Origin of the sequence: Pseudoalteromonas sp. Of11M-6, assembly GCF_022347905.1 — a bacterium.
Taxonomy (GTDB): Bacteria; Pseudomonadota; Gammaproteobacteria; order Enterobacterales; family Alteromonadaceae; genus Pseudoalteromonas.
In genome coordinates, this window is record NZ_JAKRFW010000008.1 from 190,739 (window position 1) to 208,910 (window position 18,172).

Annotated in this window: 18 protein-coding genes; 13 read left to right on the plus strand and 5 right to left on the minus strand. The window is 44.1% G+C overall.

The features are described 5' to 3' along the window. Positions 1-232 precede the first annotated feature (232 nt). The 10 genes from glyA to MHN32_RS06335 all read left to right on the plus strand — a co-directional run bounded on the left by glyA (position 233) and on the right by MHN32_RS06335 (position 10,537). Entirely contained in the window at positions 233-1,489 is a 1,257-nt protein-coding gene (gene glyA, locus MHN32_RS06290) for a serine hydroxymethyltransferase (RefSeq protein WP_239421216.1), read from the plus strand. An 85-nt stretch (positions 1,490-1,574) separates the two neighbouring features. Beyond that, the gene (gene nrdR / locus MHN32_RS06295; protein ID WP_010372109.1) at positions 1,575-2,024 is read left to right on the plus strand and encodes a transcriptional regulator NrdR; all 450 of its coding nucleotides are present in this window, start codon (positions 1,575-1,577) and stop codon (positions 2,022-2,024) included. Further along, a complete protein-coding gene (gene ribD, locus MHN32_RS06300; RefSeq protein WP_239421218.1) occupies positions 2,021-3,133 on the plus strand; it encodes a bifunctional diaminohydroxyphosphoribosylaminopyrimidine deaminase/5-amino-6-(5-phosphoribosylamino)uracil reductase RibD in 1,113 nt (370 codons plus the stop codon). Before nrdR ends, ribD begins: the two co-directional genes overlap by 4 nt. 1 nt (position 3,134) lies before the next feature. Then, entirely contained in the window at positions 3,135-3,791 is a 657-nt protein-coding gene (locus MHN32_RS06305) for a riboflavin synthase (protein WP_010372102.1), read from the plus strand. Positions 3,792-3,819: 28 nt separating this feature from the next. Further along, the gene (gene ribBA, locus MHN32_RS06310; RefSeq protein ID WP_010606133.1) at positions 3,820-4,932 is read left to right on the plus strand and encodes a bifunctional 3,4-dihydroxy-2-butanone-4-phosphate synthase/GTP cyclohydrolase II; all 1,113 of its coding nucleotides are present in this window, start codon (positions 3,820-3,822) and stop codon (positions 4,930-4,932) included. A 116-nt stretch (positions 4,933-5,048) separates the two neighbouring features. After that, positions 5,049-5,513 (plus strand): 6,7-dimethyl-8-ribityllumazine synthase, encoded by a 465-nt coding sequence (gene ribE, locus MHN32_RS06315; protein WP_010372096.1) that lies wholly within the window; start codon positions 5,049-5,051, stop codon positions 5,511-5,513. Between the two features lie 11 nt (positions 5,514-5,524). Beyond that, positions 5,525-5,935: a transcription antitermination factor NusB gene (nusB, locus tag MHN32_RS06320; protein ID WP_010372094.1), complete on the plus strand. Its 411-nt coding sequence runs from the start codon at positions 5,525-5,527 to the stop codon at positions 5,933-5,935. A gap of 43 nt (positions 5,936-5,978) precedes the next feature. Then, complete coding sequence (gene thiL / locus MHN32_RS06325; protein ID WP_174169863.1) at positions 5,979-6,941, plus strand: thiamine-phosphate kinase; 963 nt, start codon at positions 5,979-5,981, stop codon at positions 6,939-6,941. 8 nt (positions 6,942-6,949) lie between these two features. Next, positions 6,950-7,432, plus strand: a complete 483-nt coding sequence (locus tag MHN32_RS06330; protein ID WP_010606135.1) for a phosphatidylglycerophosphatase A — start codon at positions 6,950-6,952, stop codon at positions 7,430-7,432. A 24-nt stretch (positions 7,433-7,456) separates the two neighbouring features. Further along, on the plus strand, positions 7,457-10,537 hold the full coding sequence (locus MHN32_RS06335; RefSeq protein ID WP_010606136.1) for a ligand-binding sensor domain-containing diguanylate cyclase: 3,081 nt from the start codon (positions 7,457-7,459) through the stop codon (positions 10,535-10,537). Positions 10,538-10,591: 54 nt separating this feature from the next. Here MHN32_RS06335 and dxs read toward each other — a convergent pair whose 3' ends face one another. From dxs to xseB, 3 genes are all read right to left on the minus strand, one after another. Beyond that, entirely contained in the window at positions 10,592-12,454 is a 1,863-nt protein-coding gene (dxs, locus tag MHN32_RS06340; RefSeq protein WP_102057344.1) for a 1-deoxy-D-xylulose-5-phosphate synthase, read from the minus strand. Positions 12,455-12,618: 164 nt separating this feature from the next. After that, the gene (gene ispA / locus MHN32_RS06345; RefSeq protein WP_239421219.1) at positions 12,619-13,518 is read right to left on the minus strand and encodes a (2E,6E)-farnesyl diphosphate synthase; all 900 of its coding nucleotides are present in this window, start codon (positions 13,516-13,518) and stop codon (positions 12,619-12,621) included. Continuing rightward, positions 13,518-13,757 carry an exodeoxyribonuclease VII small subunit gene (gene xseB / locus MHN32_RS06350; protein ID WP_010606139.1) on the minus strand — a complete coding sequence of 80 codons (240 nt, stop codon included), beginning with the start codon at positions 13,755-13,757 and terminating at the stop codon, positions 13,518-13,520. Before xseB ends, ispA begins: the two co-directional genes overlap by 1 nt. Before the next feature lie 234 nt (positions 13,758-13,991). On the opposite strand from xseB, the gene pomA reads away from it, so the two are divergent. The 3 genes from pomA (at position 13,992) to MHN32_RS06365 (ending at position 16,384) form a co-directional block, all read left to right on the plus strand. Further along, complete coding sequence (gene pomA / locus MHN32_RS06355; protein WP_010606140.1) at positions 13,992-14,759, plus strand: flagellar motor protein PomA; 768 nt, start codon at positions 13,992-13,994, stop codon at positions 14,757-14,759. Between the two features lie 2 nt (positions 14,760-14,761). Beyond that, a complete protein-coding gene (locus MHN32_RS06360) occupies positions 14,762-15,691 on the plus strand; it encodes a flagellar motor protein MotB (RefSeq protein ID WP_010606141.1) in 930 nt (309 codons plus the stop codon). A gap of 171 nt (positions 15,692-15,862) precedes the next feature. Further along, positions 15,863-16,384 carry a hypothetical protein gene (locus tag MHN32_RS06365; protein ID WP_102057341.1) on the plus strand — a complete coding sequence of 174 codons (522 nt, stop codon included), beginning with the start codon at positions 15,863-15,865 and terminating at the stop codon, positions 16,382-16,384. A 60-nt stretch (positions 16,385-16,444) separates the two neighbouring features. Here MHN32_RS06365 and MHN32_RS06370 read toward each other — a convergent pair whose 3' ends face one another. Then, positions 16,445-17,647, minus strand: a complete 1,203-nt coding sequence (locus MHN32_RS06370) for an aromatic amino acid transport family protein (RefSeq protein ID WP_199539660.1) — start codon at positions 17,645-17,647, stop codon at positions 16,445-16,447. Positions 17,648-17,808: 161 nt separating this feature from the next. Next, positions 17,809-18,172, minus strand: a 364-nt coding sequence (locus tag MHN32_RS06375; RefSeq protein ID WP_239421220.1) for an ISAs1 family transposase, incomplete at its 5' end; no start/stop codon positions are given.

Below are 18,172 nucleotides of genomic sequence, written 5' to 3' on the forward strand. Positions count from 1 at the left end.
GAACGGCCACTCAGATAAGGTCAATTTCAAGACTATATTAGCTTTTCAAATACAACTTAGGTTGTCTTATTTAAAATATTAATGTTTAAATAAAAAAATATCATCGCGATAGGGGTGTGAAATAAATTCAATCCCTGCTTAAATATGCCCATGCTGATTTCATAGGCAAACTCGTTATCTTGTGATGCTAGATTGTCTTTAAAAATACCCTTACGTTTACCTAGGAGAAACCATGTTAGAACGTAACATGAATATTGCAGATTTTGACCCAGAACTATTTGCAGCGATTGAAGCAGAAACTTCACGTCAAGAAGAGCACATCGAGCTTATCGCTTCTGAGAACTACTGTAGCCCACGTGTACTTGAAGCGCAGGGTTCTCAGCTAACAAACAAGTATGCTGAAGGTTACCCAGGTAAGCGTTACTATGGCGGTTGTGAGCACGTTGACGTGGTTGAGCAGCTCGCGATTGACCGTGCCAATGCGCTATTTGGTTCGACTTACGCAAACGTTCAGCCTCACGCTGGCTCACAAGCAAATGCGGCGGTATTCCAAGCGCTACTTCAGCCACATGACACTGTGCTAGGTATGAGCCTTGCTCACGGTGGTCACTTAACGCACGGTTCACACGTAAACTTCTCTGGTAAAACGTACAATGCTATCCAGTACGGTCTAAACGAAGAAACTGGTGAAATCGATTACGCGCAAGTTGAAGCGTTAGCACTTGAGCACAAGCCAAAAATGATCATCGGTGGTTTCTCTGCGTACTCAGGTATCGTTGACTGGGCTAAGTTCCGCGAAATCGCTGATAAAGTAGGCGCTTACCTACTTGTTGATATGGCGCACGTTGCAGGTCTTGTTGCCGCTGGTATATACCCAAGCCCAGTGCCTCATGCACACGTTGTAACAACAACAACGCACAAAACGCTAGCGGGTCCTCGTGGTGGTCTTATCATCTCTGCTTGTGATGATGAAGAAATCTATAAAAAGCTAAACTCTGCCGTATTCCCTGGTGGTCAAGGTGGTCCTCTATGTCACGTTATCGCTGCGAAAGCGGTTGCGTTCAAAGAAGCACTACAGCCAGAGTTCAAGTCATACCAAGAGCAAGTGGTTAAAAATGCACAAGCTATGGTTGCGGTACTTCAGGAGCGTGGTTATAAAGTGGTTTCTGGCAAAACTGAAAACCACCTGTTCCTACTTGATCTGATTGATAAAGACATCACAGGTAAAGATGCGGATGCAGCGCTTGGCCGTGCAAACATCACAGTAAACAAAAACTCTGTACCAAACGATCCACGTTCACCGTTCGTTACTTCTGGTCTTCGTATCGGTTCTCCTGCGATCACTCGTCGTGGCTTCAAAGAAGTTGAGTCGAAAGAGCTTGCTGGCTGGATCTGTGACGTACTAGACAACATCAATGATGAGTCTGTACAGGCACAAGTGAAAGAAAAAGTAAAAGCAATTTGCGCTAAATTACCTGTTTACGCATAATTTCGCTCACAAAAAAGCAGTTTTTTGTTATGATTAAGGCCGCATTCAAGCGGCCTTTTTTGTTTTTGAGTCAACGAGAGCGTCTATGCATTGTCCATTCTGTACAGCCAAAGATACCAAAGTGATAGATTCACGTTTGGTTGCTTCCGGCCACCAAGTCCGTCGCCGTCGTGAGTGTATTTTATGCCACGAACGTTTTACTACCTTCGAGGGCGCAGAGCTCTTAATGCCGCGCGTGATAAAGCAAGATGGTACTAGAGAGCCTTTCAATGAAGATAAGTTACTCAATGGCATGCACCGAGCGCTGGAAAAGCGTCCCGTCAGCACAGAACAAATAGAAGAAGTAGTACATCAGATTAAATCTCAAATTCGTGGTACTGGCGAACGTGAAGTACCAAGCGACATGATTGGCGAATGTATTATGGAAGCCCTTAAAAAGCTCGATAAAGTGGCTTATGTGCGATTTGCTTCAGTATATCGCTCTTTCGAAGATATTCGTGAGTTTGGTGAGGAAATTGCGAGGTTGGGGGATTGAGCCAGTTCACAGCGCAAGATCATGATTACATGAGCCGCGCCATCACGCTTGCAAAGCGCGGTAAATACACCACAACACCCAATCCAAACGTCGGCTGTGTGATCGTAAAAGACGGTGAAATAGTCGGCGAAGGCGCACACTTAAAAGCAGGTGAAGGCCATGCTGAAGTACATGCGCTTAAGCAAGCTGGAGCTAAAGCCGCTGGTGCAACTGCCTATGTAACGCTTGAGCCATGTAGTCACTATGGCAGAACGCCGCCGTGTGCTAAAGGTCTGATTGACGCAGGCGTCAGCAGAGTGGTTGCTGCCATGGTTGATCCCAACCCACAAGTTGCAGGGCGTGGATTGGCAATGTTAGAGGCCGCGGGAATTGCAACGGCTTTTGGTTTGCTAGAGCCACAAGCAAGGGCACTGAATACCGGATTCTTGAAGCGAATGGAGTATGGGTTGCCATTCGTGACTTGTAAGCTTGCCGCTTCTGTTGATGGTAAAACCGCATTAAACAATGGCCAGAGCAAGTGGATTACCTCAGCCGCAGCGCGCTTAGACGTACAGCGCCACCGCGCGCAGAGCTGTGTGGTCTTGACCGGAGCCGATACGGTTATGGTAGACAACGCCAGACTCAATGTTCGTGAAGAATTTTTGCAAGACACCGATTATCCTCAATCTGAGCTACGCCAACCGATACGTGCGATTATTGACTCACAAAATCGTCTGACACCAGATCTTGCGCTATTTACAACTGCATCTCCAGTGATTATTTTTCGCCGTACTATTGATAATTCAGTGCAATGGCCTCATTTCGTAGAGCAAATTGTCGTGCCTGAAATCAACGGTAAGCTCGACCTAAAAGCCGTTCTCAACAAGTTGGCTGAAAAGCACTGTAATTATGTTTGGCTAGAGGCCGGTGCCACCCTTGCGGGGGTAATGCATGAACAAGGGCTAATCGATGAATATATCATCTATTTGGCACCGAAAATAATTGGCGCTGGAAAAGGGCTGTTTAACACCTCACCACTGAGTGCGATGTCGCAAATACCTGAGTTAGTGTTTGGCGACGTTTGCCAAGTGGGGCCTGATCTCAAACTTATCGCGACTAAAGAGAAGTAAAATGTTTACAGGTATTATCGAAGCAACAGGAACATTAACTCAATTGCAGCTCAAGGGCGGCGATTTAATTGTTCGTGTGACCACGACATCTCTTGATATGAGCGATGTAAACTTGGGTGATAGTATTGCCACTAACGGGGTTTGCCTGACTGTAACTGAGAAGTTTCATGATGGCTTCAAAGCCGATGTTTCTAACGAAACCTTAAGTTTGACGCGTTTTGCCGAGTACCAACAAGGCCAAAAGGTAAATCTTGAAAAGGCACTGCAGCCGATTTCACGTCTAGGCGGTCATTTGGTGTCAGGTCATGTGGATGGTATTGCTGAAGTGGTTGAGATAACCGCTAATGCCAGAGCGACTGACTATTGGTTAGCTGCGCCGTCATCGCTAATGAAGTATATTCCGTATAAAGGTTCGGTTGCCATTGATGGTATCAGTTTGACGGTCAATGCCGTGGAACAAAATCGCTTTAAATTGACCATAGTGCCACACACGGCGCAAGAAACGACGATTGCAGGTTTTCAAGTCGGGTCAAAATTAAACCTAGAGGTTGACCAAATCGCCCGCTACCTCGAAAGACTAATTCAGGGTGAGCCAAGCGCTGCCAGCGAGTCCACTCTCACAACCAGTCTATTGGCGAAAGCTGGCTTTATAAAGTAGCCATAGACAAAGTAAAAATGGGAAAACTATGAGTTTAAATAGTGCTGAGGAAATCATCGCGGACATTAAAGCCGGTAAAATGGTTATTTTGATGGACGATGAAGACCGAGAAAATGAAGGTGATCTGATCATTGCAGCAGAGCACATTACACCAGATGCAATTAATTTCATGGCAACATATGGTCGCGGGTTAATCTGTTTGACCATGACACAGGAGCGCTGTGAGCAGCTGAACTTGCCACTAATGGTGAAAACCAATGGCGCTCAGTTCTCTACCAACTTTACTTTGTCTATTGAAGCTGCGAAAGGCGTAACGACAGGTATTTCAGCGGCAGATCGCGCCCGTACAGTACAAGCTGCAGTTGCCAAAGGTGCAGTACCTGAAGATATTGTACAACCAGGTCATATCTTCCCAATCATGGCGCAACCAGGCGGCGTTTTAACGCGTGCAGGCCATACTGAAGCCGGATGTGATTTAGCGCGTTTGGCGGGACTGGAGCCTGCATCTGTGATTGTTGAAATTCTCAATCCAGACGGCACTATGGCACGTCGCCCACAACTAGAAGTATTCGCAAAAGAACACGATATTAAAATCGGCACCATTGCTGATTTAATTGAGTATCGTAACTTAAACGAAACCACTATCGAAAAAGTAGCAGAGTGTAAACTGCCTACTGAGTTTGGTGAGTTTAATCTAGTGACGTACAAAGACACCATTGATAATCAACTGCATTATGCGATGGTAAAGGGCGAGATCAAATCGGAAGAAGCCAATTTAGTACGTGTGCATTTGCAAAGCACGTTTAACGATATTCTTCATTCAGATCGCAGCGCGGATAGAAGCTGGACACTGCAAAGTGCCATGAAGCACATCGCCGACAACGAAGGCGTATTAGTCATTCTTGGTAAGCAAGAACGCAGCGAAGAGATGGAAGCGCTGGTTAAGGCATTTGCTGCGGAAGATGCGGGTGAACAGGTGAACTACCGTAAATTCCAAGGTACTTCGCGTACCGTAGGTGTGGGGTCGCAAATTTTGGCTGATTTAGGCATTCAGAAAATGCGCCTAATGAGTCTACCTAAAAAATATCATGCACTGTCTGGTTTCCACTTAGAAGTGGTTGAATACGTCGAACCAAAATAATTCCAAAATGCCAAATTGATCGCAATCGCCTATATTCAGATAGTAGGCGATTGCCACATTACTGTGCTATCATGCGCCTCAATTTGGCAATTGCTCATACAGATTAGGAACATCTAATGAAAGTAATCGAAGGTAATAAATACGCTCCTGGCAAAAAATTTGCCATTGTCATTTCACGTTTTAACGATTTTATCGGTAGCAGCTTACTTGAAGGCGCTGTAGATGAATTAAAACGTACCGGTGGTGTTAGCGATGAAGACATCACGGTTGTATATGTACCGGGAGCGGTTGAACTACCACTAGCAGCAAAACGCGTTGCGATGAAAAAAGAGCACGACGCGATTATTGCGCTAGGTGTGATTATTCGTGGTGGTACACCACACTTCGATTTAGTTGCTAACGAGTCTAACAAAGGCTTAGCTAGCGTTTCATTAGATTATGATATCCCTGTCGCTTTTGGTGTACTTACTACTGAAAGCATTGAGCAAGCTATCGAGCGCGCGGGCACTAAAATGGGCAACAAAGGGGGAGAAGCCGCCCTTGGAGCTCTAGAAATGGTGAACGTGCTAGAGCAAATTTAAGAGGAATCTCAGTGAAACCAGCAGCTAGACGCAAAGCACGTGTACTTGCTTTACAAGCTATTTATTCTTGGCAGCTAAGTGGTAACCCAATTGCCGATATCGAACAGCAAATGCTGATCGAAAACGACGTAACGAAAGTCGATGTAGAATACTTCAAAGACTTAGCGCGTGGTGTTGTTGTTAACCAAAAGCAGCTAGACGAAGCAATTCGTCCGCATTTAGCTCGTCCACTCGAAGAATTGGATATGGTTGAGCTTGCCGTGTTACGTGTTAGTGCTTATGAGCTTAAATTCCGTGAAGATGTGCCATACAAAGTGGCTATCAACGAAGGTATTGAGTTAGCGAAAATGTTTGGCGCTGAAGAGAGCCACAAATTCGTTAACGGTGTACTAGACAAAGCGGTTAAGTTTATTCGCAAATAAGCTTTACTATAGGAATAGCCGGCCTTGGCCGGCTTTTTTGTGTATGAAAGAATTTGAGCTAATCAATCACTACTTTAAAGGCCGTGGCATTACTCGCCGAGATGTAGAGCTTGGGATCGGTGATGACTGCGCCTTGGTTTCAGTTCCTGCTGGCAATCAACTTGCGGTAACTACGGATACGCTAGTTGCGGGTGTGCACTTTTTTGAAGATATTCCACCTCGGGCACTAGGCCATCGGGTTATCGCTGTGAATCTTAGCGACTTAGCTGCTATGGGTGCAGAACCTACTTGGGTGTCACTTGGTTTAACGCTACCTAACGCTGACTTGGAGTGGTTAGAAGCCTTCACTGAGGGCATGCATGAAATTGCTGAGTATTATAACGTACAAGTAATAGGTGGCGATACAACGCAAGGTCCATTGACTATCACTGTATGTGCAAAAGGTATTGTACCAACTGGTAAAGCACTCAAGCGCTCAGGAGCACGGGTGGGTGATTGGATTTATGTAACAGGTCCACTTGGTGACGCAGGGCTTGCTATTGAAGCGCGAAAGCAGGGCTGGACACTTGAGCCAAAACATTACAAAGCGGCGCTTGAAAAGTTTCACTACCCAGCACCAAGGGTTGCTGCGGGCCAAGTTCTTAGGGGTCTTGCTACCTCTGCAATTGATATCTCAGACGGTCTACTCGCGGATCTTAAGCATATTTTACGTAGCTCGTTAGTTGGCGCTAAGATAAACGCCGATAAAGTTCCTCAATCTGATGCGCTGCGCTCAAGTCTTGATGAAGATGCACGCATGCGGCTCGCGCTCGGTTTTGGCGATGACTACGAGTTACTCTTCACGGTCAATGATAATAACAAAAATGCCGTGGAAACCAGATTGAAGCAATATGGTGTTGAGCCAGTTTGTATTGGCCAAATTACGGCTAATAATGGCGAAATTCAATTGCTCAAAAAAGGTCAACCTTACCAGCTCTCAGGGTTTGGTTTTGAGCATTTTAGCTAGGAGTTGGTTTGGCTAAGCAGTATGTATTTAATTTAAAGAAGCCGCATCAATTCTTTGCACTCGGGTTTGGTCTTGGTTTAGCGAAAAAAGCACCTGGTACTTTTGGCACCTTCGCCGCATTACCGTTTATTTTTGCAACCCAAGGCGCACCAATTTGGCTGCAATGTCTGGTTGCGATTGTCATGACGTTATTTGGGATCTGGGTGTGTGGTAAAACAGCAGACGATGTTAATGTTCATGACCACCCAGCCATTGTCTGGGATGAAGTGGCAGGTTTTTATATTACCATGATAGGGGCGGCGCTTAGCTGGCAGTCATTAATCGTTGGCTTTATTTTGTTCCGCTTTTTCGATATTTTGAAACCGGGTCCGATAAGATGGCTCGATAAACGTTTGCACGGTGGCTCGGGGATTATGCTAGATGATGTATTAGCTGGCATTTTTTCATTGATTTGCGTGCAAGCTTTGTTTAAAACTGGCATTTTAGTCTAACTGTGCTGATGTGATGGAATCGAGATGACAAGGCTATTGTTTTTCATTTTCACTTTGCTGCTACCAATTACGAGTTTTGCGGCGATAGATGATTACGTAGTTAAACAGTGGAATATCCAAAGTGGGTTACCGTCACAAAGCGTTAAGAGTGTCGTTCAAGACAATCAAGGCTACATTTGGCTCGGAACTCAGTTTGGCTTAAGTCGGTTTGATGGTCATCAATTCCAAAATTTCAACACCCAAAATACCGAGTTTTTAAATAGTAATGCCATTAATAAATTGGTGGTGGATCGATTTGGCATGCTCTGGGTTGGCACGCGTCGAGGATTGTTAAGACTCAATCCCCAAACCTTAGAAGCTCGGCGTTTCGATCTGCAGGGGCCTGTACGAGATATCTTGCAAGATGAAGATGGCGGGATCTGGATTGCTGCGAATGGTCTGTATTATGTTTCTGCGAAAAAGCTGACGTTAGCCGCCAATAACATCGAACAAAGTACGTTAGATGTGACTCAAATAAACCAAATCGTAGGTTCTGTGACTAAAATGGCGTTGGTGCCTGATGGTATTTGGCTAGTGAATGAACGTCACCTACTTAAAATCAGTGAATCAAGCAATCGCAACGGTGATGGCGTTAGGCTTGAGCTGGCGAGTAAGGTTTCACTACCTGAGCAGTTAGCGCAAACCATTATACATGACTTAGCTTGGGTCGATGGTAAGTTGTTCTTAGCATCAGAGTTGGGTGCGTATTTTCTAGATATTGACGAAGTACTACGCCGTTATCAAGATGCGGGTAACAATGCCGTATATAAGTTTCTAAATGATAAGGAAGGCGGGCTATGGGTCTCTACTTATGGTCGGCTGTTATATCGACAGAATAATGGTGTTTGGCAAGCTGTCGAGCCAATTCAGTTGGATCAAAGTATCTGGTTTGCAGATATCTTTATGGACAAAGATAATAATATCTGGCTTGCCAGTTTAAATGAAGGCTTGTGGCTGGCCCACTCAGGAAAAGTGGAGCGGCATCATATTGGTCCTAGAGTAAACCAAGCAATTTCAGCCATCACACAGGGGCCCTCTGGTCAGTTATGGGTAGCTAGTCGTGAGGGGCTTGGCATTATGGGATTGAATGATAGTTATCAACCCGTGCTAACTAGTGCGCAGTTAAATCGTTCCGTGATACACGACTTGGAGTTTATTGGCGAAAAACTCATTCTTGGGACAGACCGTGGTGCACTTATCTACGAAAATGGCACACTACAAAAATTAACTGAGCGAGAGCTCAGACAGAATCCAGTCTTTTCACTAAGCCCTTCAAACCGAGGGGGAATGTGGTTTGGTACAGGGAGAGGTTTGTATCGTCTTGATTACAAGGGGATAACGCCATTTGCCTACAACGCTTTTCTTGGTAGTCAATTTGTTACTTTTGTTGAGGATTTTCCGAGATATGGTTTTATCGGTACTAACAAAGGTGCGTATCGCTACAATGATAAAGGCATCGAAAAAATTGGTTCTCAAACGTCGTTGGATACCGCTTATATCACCAGTATTTTGCATTTGGATACTGTGACGACTTTAGTTGGCTCTCTCAACGATGGGTTATTCTATCGTACCTCAGACGGTGATTGGTATCAGCTTGATGCTTCAAATGGATTGCCTTACGGATCGATATTTTCTTTGCATTATGACAAGAGCAATCAGCTCATCTGGGTGAGCACAATGAAAGGGGTATATCGCATGCCCGTTGCGCAATTTGGTCACGTTATAGAGAGTTTGCAAGTTGAACAAGTAATAAGCCCATTCGATAGGCAGCTTGATGGCAGACCAAGCCAATGTTGTTCAGGCCTTGGGCATGATGCCGTGGTTGAAACCGAGTCAGCTATTTTTTACCCCAGCTTACAAGGCGTTGTTGAGATCCCTAAAAATGTCCAGCTTTTTGGCGGTGGGGATTTATTGCCAAGGCTAGAGTCATTGTCTACCCACGATAGAGTATTTAGTACAGAATCATTAAATCAAGTGATCCAGCTTGAAACATCGGAACGCGATTTAACTATCAATTATACAGCCATTGATTTTTATGCGCCTCATAGCATTGAGTTTAGATACAAACTAAATGGCCATGATACACAATGGCGGGATGCACAATCACGGCGTGAAGCCATTTACACCAATTTGCCTCCAGGCAACTTTACCTTTGTGTTAGAAGCTAAGCGCCAAGGACAAGATTGGGAAAAGGCTAAAGTGCTAAGCTTATCAATTGTACTACCTCGGCGCTTCGACGAAACGATTTACTTTAGATTGTTTATTACTTGTGCATTTATCTTTATGTTCTATCTGATTTTTTGGGTGTTTAGAGCACAAGAAAGAAGAAAGCAGGCCGCATTAGAGGCGTTAGTTGCAGAGCGTACAACGGAGCTTAGAAAGGCAAATGAAAAGCTAAATCAAGTTAATACACAACTTAAGCTGGTTAGTCATTCCGATGAGCTGACAGGCTTGCGAAGTCGTCGCTTTTTGTTTGATCAACTTCCTAAAGATGTTGAGCACTACCAGCGCAATGCTCAATCACTACAAGCCCAAAATAAGAGCCTAGTGCTCATGATCATGAATATCGATGACTTTAGTAAGATTAACGATTCTTATGGTCCTATTGGTGGCGACAGTTGCTTACAACAGTTAGCGACACTTTTAAATACCCGTACTCAAGGTTCAGACTATGTTGTTAGATGGAGTGGGGATGAATTCTTATTGTTATTGCGTGATTTCAGTCGAGATGACATTGAAGAGTATGTTAGTGATTTATGTAAAGCCATTGCTGAGACGGACTATCGACTTCCTAATGGAAAAACCACTAAGCTGACAGTTTCTATGGGGTGGTCTTATTACCCTCTACCACTACTCGGTGGCAAAGTGATTGGTTGGGAATCATCAGTGAATTTGGCTGATATTGCGCTGCATCAAGTTAAACAACGCGGTGGGGATGGTGCTGCAACAATTACTTTTGATGATCAGTTAGATGCTTTTGAGTTTGAACAAAGTGCGAATATAGAGTCTCAATTACAGTTATTACAAAGTAATGGGCTTGCTGAAATCAGTGTATGGATGAGGTAAAACTCATAGCAAAAAGGCTTCCAAATGGAAGCCTTTTTTAGGTTGAATGCAGACTCACGCAAGCCAAGCCTTAATTTGTTGACTGATGCCTTCGCTGTTTAAGCCCAGCTCGGCATGGATCTCAGTTTGTGAACCATGCTTAATAAACTCGTCAGGTAGACCAAGAAGTTTAATTGGTTTTTGATGGCCTTGAGCAATTAAATACTCGCTTACTGCGGAGCCTGCGCCACCGGCAATAGCATTATCTTCAAGTGTGACGAAGCGCTCGTGAGTTACAACCAACTCTTCGATAAGGGCGCAGTCTAAGGGTTTGACAAAACGCATATCTACAAGTGTGGCATTTAGCTCTTCGGCTACGGCTTGAGCGTTTTCAAGCAATGTACCAAAGCTTAAAATAGCCAGCTTTTCACCTTCTCTTACTACCTTGCCCTTACCAACTTCTATTGCGGTCATTTCCGTATCAATCTCGGCGCTTCCCGCACTACCTCTGGGGTATCTCACTGCTGCTGGCCTATCTAGGCGATGACCTGTGTAGAGCATTTGGCGGCACTCATTAAGGTCGCTTGGTGCCATGATCACCATATTCGGGATACAGCGCAAGAAACTTAAGTCGTATGCGCCTTGGTGCGTCTCACCATCCGCACCAACGACACCGGCACGGTCAATAGCGAACAACACTGGCAGATTTTGTAGTGCGACATCATGAATGAGTTGGTCGTATGCGCGTTGTAAGAAGCTAGAATAGATTGCAACCACTGGGTTGAGGTCTTCACAAGCAAAACCCGCTGCCAGTGTCACAGCATGTTGCTCAGCAATGGCAACATCAAAATATTGAGCAGGGTACTCTTTAGAAAAGCGTACCATGCCCGAGCCTTCACGCATTGCTGGTGTGATTGCCATGAGCTTATTATCTTGTGCAGCCATATCGCAAAGCCAATCTCCAAACACCTTTGAAAAGGTTGGTGCACTAGGTTTTGATTTGGGTAAGCTATGGACGCTTGGATCGAACTTAGGCACGGCATGATAACCAATAGGATCTGCTTCTGCAGGTTTATAACCTTTCCCTTTTTGGGTTTTAACGTGTAATAGTTGAGGGCCTTTTAGGTTACGCATATTACGCAGCGTATCTACCAAAGTATCTACGTTATGTCCGTCAATTGGGCCAATATAGTTAAAGCCTAGCTCTTCAAAGAAAGTACCAGGGATTATCATCCCCTTTAAATGCTCTTCCATACGGCCTGCAAGCTCTTTAACCGGCGGCACACCAGACAGCAGTTTTTTGCTGCCTTCTCGAATATTGGTGTAAAAGCTACCAGAGAGGATCTTCGCGAAATGATTGGTGAGTGCGCCAACGTTTTCAGAGATAGACATTTCGTTGTCGTTTAGGATCACTAACATATCTGGATTGATGTCGCCTGCGTGATTCATGGCTTCAAACGCCATGCCCGCGGTCATTGCACCATCACCAATAACGGCGACGGTCTTACGCCCAATCCCTTCTTTTTCAGCTGCGATAGCCATACCAAGTGCCGCTGATATAGAAGTGCTTGAGTGGCCAACACTAAACGTATCGTATTCGCTTTCTTCTCTATAAGGGAAAGGATGCAGGCCATCTTTCTGGCGGATCGTATGCATCCTATCTCTTCTACCTGTAAGTAGTTTGTGCGGATAGGCTTGATGACCTACATCCCAAACGAGCCTATCGCTTGGTGTGTTATACACATAGTGTAAAGCTACAGTAAGCTCTACAGTGCCTAAACCAGATGCAAAGTGACCGCTGCTTTGAGAGACTGAGTTCAGCAAATACTCGCGAAGCTCATCACTAAAGGCGGTTAACTTGTGCTGGGGTAATTGACGGAGTTGACTTGGCTCGTCAATTAACGCGAGTAAGGGATACTTGCTACTATCAAGTTTCATGGTATTTATCAGAGTCCTAAGTGAATCTCAGCGCAATTACTCACGTGGTCCACTTCATAATTATTAAAATTCTTCACTAACTTGTCATAATATTATGTTAGCCAGCGTTTACAAAGTTCTTGTGAATATTTTCTTAGCTTGGCGTAGCTATTTTATACGTCAGCTTAATATTCTCGATCTATGATGTATTTTGCTAAATCTGCAAGTATTTCTGTATTACCGTTGATACGTGTAAGCGCTTCTAAAGCTTCATCTATCAAGTGTTCAGCTTTTTCTTTTGCTTGTTCTAACCCCAATAATGCTGGATAGGTAGATTTATTATGTTCTAAATCAGAGCCTTGAGGTTTACCAAGCACAAATGTGTCACCTTCTACATCAAGAATGTCATCTCTGACTTGAAATGCAAGGCCAATTGCACGTCCATAAGTACGTATCGCATCACGTGCTTGCTCTGAAACACGTTCCGGATCGCTACATAAGATCCCAAGTTCTACTGCACAGCTTAGTAGTGCACCTGTTTTTAGCTTATGAATACGTTCGAGCTCATCTATCGTAATTAAACGATTGGTTGCTGCTATATCGAGTGCTTGACCGCCTATCATACCTTGTAGACCCGATGCCTTGGCTAGCACTGAAATCATTTTTATTTGGGCATGGTGGCTTACCGCGAATGGATGTTCACTTAGCAGTTCAAATGCCAGCGTTTGCAGAGCGTCACCAGCTAAAATCGCGGTCGCCTCATCGAATTGGATGTGGCAAGTTGGACGGCCGCGTCTGAGATCATCGTCATCCATAGCAGGTAAATCGTCGTGCACCAAAGAGTAGCTATGCACACACTCTATTGCGGCTGCAGCTTTGTCTAAATCTTCTTGAGCAGCACCAAATAATTCACCAGTACAATACACTAAAAACGGTCGCAAGCGTTTGCCGCCGTTTTCTATACTATAGCGTGTAGCCGCTTTTATATTCTCTTCAGTTTCAAGCACACTATCAAAATAGTATAAAACGGTGTTTTCTACACGAGTTTTAGCAAACTGGAGCTTTTCTTGTAATTTTTTCGACATTAGGCTTCGTTATCAAATGGCTGTAATTGTGCTTGTTCATCCTCGCCCATTAAAATAGCGACTTGTTGTTCAGCTTGCTGAAGTTTCTGATTTGAAGCTTTTGCGAGTTTTATCCCGCGTTCAAACTGTTTAAGTGCTTGATCTAAAGGTAAGCTACCGTTTTCCATGTCTGCAACGATTTGCTCCAGTTCTTGCATGGCTTCTTCAAAGCTCAAGTTGTCTGGTTTTTTTACTGCCATATGTCACGCTGACCCGTAAAGTAAAAGTGTGGCAATTTTAGGGTGATTGCGCGCCAAGGTCAAAAAAACCAGTGACTTTTTGATCTGACCGAGTATCAGCATTACAAGATCTGCTATAAACTCGCATTTTAAACACTTTTTAATATAATAGTGTTAAGTTGTAGAAAAACTTGCCGATAACTCAAACAACAATAACTGCGTGATTTATCACAAATAACTTCCCCCGGAGGACATGTGGATTTAGCAACGGTAATAGGGATCCTGGGTGCCATAGGTTTAATTGTAATGTCCATGGTACTAAGTAGTGATGGCCAGATCGCTATGTTCTATAACACGCCTTCCGTCGTTATCGTATTTGGTGGTTCAATTTTTATCGTATTGTCTAACTTTACGCTTGGACAGTTTTTCGGAATTGGAAAAGTGGCCGGGAAGGCCTTCATGTTCAAGATTGAAACTCCGGAAGAGCTGATTGAAAAAGCCGTTGAGCTTGCTGATTCAGCTCGCAAAGGTGGTTTTTTAGCGTTAGAAGAAGCCGAAATCCCCAACCAGTTTATGCGTAAAGGTGTCGATATGTTAGTCGATGGGCATGATGCTGATGTTGTGCGTGCCACATTGCAAAAAGATATTGCCCTAACGTCCTCAAGACACGAGTTAGGCGCTGGCTTATTTAAGTCCCTCGCCGATATCGCTCCTGCTATGGGGATGATTGGAACGCTCATCGGCCTAGTAGCGATGTTATCTAACATGGATGATCCAAAAGCAATTGGACCTGCTATGGCTGTTGCACTTTTGACAACTTTATACGGTGCGTTTTTGGCTAACGTGGTTGCAATCCCAATTCAGGTTAAGCTTGAACTTCGTAAAGACGAAGAAGAGCGAAACCAGCGCCTTATCTTAGATGCAATCTTAGGCATTCAAGATGGCCAAAATCCAAAAGTCATTGAAGGTATCTTGAAAAACTATCTGCCAGAATCTAAACGTGGCGCTGAGGCTGAGGAATAATCATGTCAGATGAGAAAGAATGTAAATGTCCCCCCCCAGGTCTTCCTGCCTGGATGGGAACGTTTGCTGATCTCATGTCGTTGTTAATGTGCTTCTTCGTACTGTTATTGGCATTCTCCGAAATGGATGTACTGAAGTTTAAGCAAATTGCAGGATCGATGAAGTTTGCTTTTGGTGTGCAAAATAAAATTGAAGTAAAAGATATTCCTAAGGGTACCAGCGTGATTGCGATGGAATTTACTCCAGGAAAGCCAGAACCAACACCGATTGAAACGATTCAACAGCAAACCGTAGAAATGACGCAGCAAATGCTAGAGTTCCAAGCTGGTGACGAGGCTTCGGCGGGTGGCAGACAGGAGCAACGAGGTAATAAGCGTGGTGGTGAGTCTGCCAGTACTGCACAGGAAATGGCGTCAACGCAAGCAATTGCTTCTGCGGACCAAGAGCAAGTAAACGAGCTCGTTAAAAAGATTGCACAGCAGCTAGAAAAGCAAATTATGGATGGTGCAATTGAACTCGAGTCATTAGGGCAGCAAATTATTATTCGCATCCAAGAAAATGGTTCTTTTCCTGCGGGAAGTGCGTTTCTACAACCTAAATTTGAACCTGTGATTGCCGAAATTGCAGAGCTGCTCAAAGATGTACCTGGTGAAATTACAGTGTCCGGTCACACTGATGACTTTAGAGTGACTAACGAACTTTATTCGAATAACTGGGATTTATCGGCAACTAGAGCGGTAGCCGTTGCGACTGTAATGGAGCGTGTCCGTGGCTTTGATAAGAACAGAATGGTTGTAGTTGGTCATGCAGACACTAGACCTTTAGTACCTAATGACAGCGATGCAGATAGGCGCCGAAACCGGCGTGTCGAAATCTCGATTTTACAGGGTAAAGCGAAAGAATCAGACCCTATTGAAGTTAGGAAAAATTAGTTACAGTTTGTTGCCAAATTACAGGGAATTCGCTAAAGTTCTAGCTGCTCTACAAACTCTCGATAAGGATAAAATGATGGACGTTAAAAATTATAGATTGCCTGGAAACAATGGTGGTGGTGGTGATAACGGTGATGAAGAGCAGAAACCAGACGCAGGACGTTAAGGTATATGTGGCCTGAATGGGAACCCATTAGACTGTTTTTTCAGGAATACAGTATTTGGGTTTCTTTTTTAGCGGTAGTAATGTGCATCGTGGTGCGAGATAAACAAGCACTGCGATATTCGTCTTTGGTTGCAATGTTTTATATATTAGGATGGCTAACCTACGATTGGGTTATGCAATTCGATGATGTTAAGGTGTTTCGATACATATATTGGGCCCTTTCAGACATTGTCTTCATGGCAATTATTGCTTACTGGGCTGTTAAAGATAAGATGTATCTATGGCAAAGTATTCTTGCTCAAATAATCATTATTCCAGCTCCGCTATTACAGTTTTTTAGACTTGTCGACAGACATTTTATGGATCTGTCCTATTCAACTTACCTGTATCCTACAATTATTCCTATGGTTAATGTGGCTACTCTGTGTTTAGCATTTGTGCCAGTCTTTACCTTTTGGAAACTAATGCAAGATAGAAAAGAAGCGAGACTGGCTAGGGAAAATAGATTAGCAGAAACGACTAGCTAACCTAAACCTCGGATAATTAATGCCTTATCCAAGGTTCAGGTTAATTTGCAGTTGCTTTGCTCACCCCAAACTAGGAATAAGGCCAGCCATTTGCATTAGCTGAGAGGTGATGATCATCACACCGAAAACAGCGGCAAGTCCTAGTCCAAGCGTACCTCCTTTAACCTGATATCCATCATTACCTCTGGTTTTTCTCTGTTTCCATACCATAGCAACTGGTAGAAATACCGCTAACACCACGAGCGCAATCGCTGCATATCCCAGTGCCATAATAAAGCCCTTTGGATAAAAGAGGGCAAAGCCAAGCGGTGGTAAAAAGGTAATGAATGCCGTTTTGATCCGGTCTTTCTTAGTATCTTGCTTCTTAAAGGCATCTGCAAAAAAGTCGAATAAGCCGAGACTCACGCCTAAGAATGAAGTCGCGAGAGCCAGATCTGCAAACACAGTTACAAATAATTGTACGTTGTCGTTGTGTGCGATAGAAGAAATACTGGTTACAAAACCCGGCAGTCCCTCACTTGCCATTAAGCTCTCTTGCCCCATAACACCTTGGCTTAGTAATTGCCAAAACACATAAATGATAAGGGGGAGGGAGGCACCAAACATCATCACTTTACGTAATTGACGAATATCTACACCAACGTACTTGACGATTGACGGGATTGAACCATGAAACCCAAATGAAGTGAAAATTACAGGAATTGCCGCAATTACAAGCCCTTGCTCCACTGGCATATCGATAAGATGTTGGCCATGAACATAGGGAGTCAGGATAAAAAATAAACTCGCGAGCACGATAACTTTAATGGTAAATAGTAATTGGTTAAGCTTATCGACGGTACTTGTACCTAATGTCACTATGGTTGCAATGATAACAGCAAGTAGTACTGAACCGAGTTGGGGAGTGATCCCGTCACCCAATACACTAACCAGTTTGCTTTGAAGTTGTGCACCACCTCCCGCGATATAAGCTGCACACAGCGCATAGAATAAAAATACCATAGAAAAGTTAGCGACATATTGGCCCGATTTACCAAGTAAGTTTTTCGCCAGTGTATTTAGCGTAGCGTCTTGATCCGCGTACTGATGTATTTCCAGCATAAGTAAAGCGGTATAGGTCATTAGCAACCATGTGATTGTTAATAACGCGATAGCGGTAGAAAAGCCGAGTCCTGCGGATGCAATCGGGAGGGCGAGCATACCCGCGCCAATTGTAGTACCTGCTACAATCAGCATGCTGCCCAGAGTTTTATTTTTAAGCACGACATGCCCCAAATTATTATTATGATGGCGGGCAAGATATAACGAATAGCGATGAATTGAAATAGTAAATCGGTATGTAAGTTGGGTGCGGTTGTATTTTATTTATTACAGAAATAAAAGCACCGCTTACGCAGGGTGAGAGCATACTTCGTTAACGACCATTAACCGAAGATAAGCTCGGCCCTGAATTCATCGTCAAAACTGGCCCGAACGCACTTGCCACGTATCGAATCTTTACGACCTGTGTGCTGTTTTACCAGATTACGAACGACTCGTCTGAACAACGCCATGTTTTCCGCCGAAATCGGTTCGCTGATTTGGCAAGCATCTTCCTTAAACACCACGTCCAACACCCAATGCTGTTGGTTCTCGATGTGCCAATGATGGCGGATGGCTTTTTGCAACATCTGTGCATCTGGCTCGACAGAAGTAACATAAAAGTGTGTGTCTATTTTTGTTGTTGAGCCGGACTTACTGTGCCTTTCGACGGCGACCAGCGAAGTGAGTCCAGGCCATTTTTCTCTT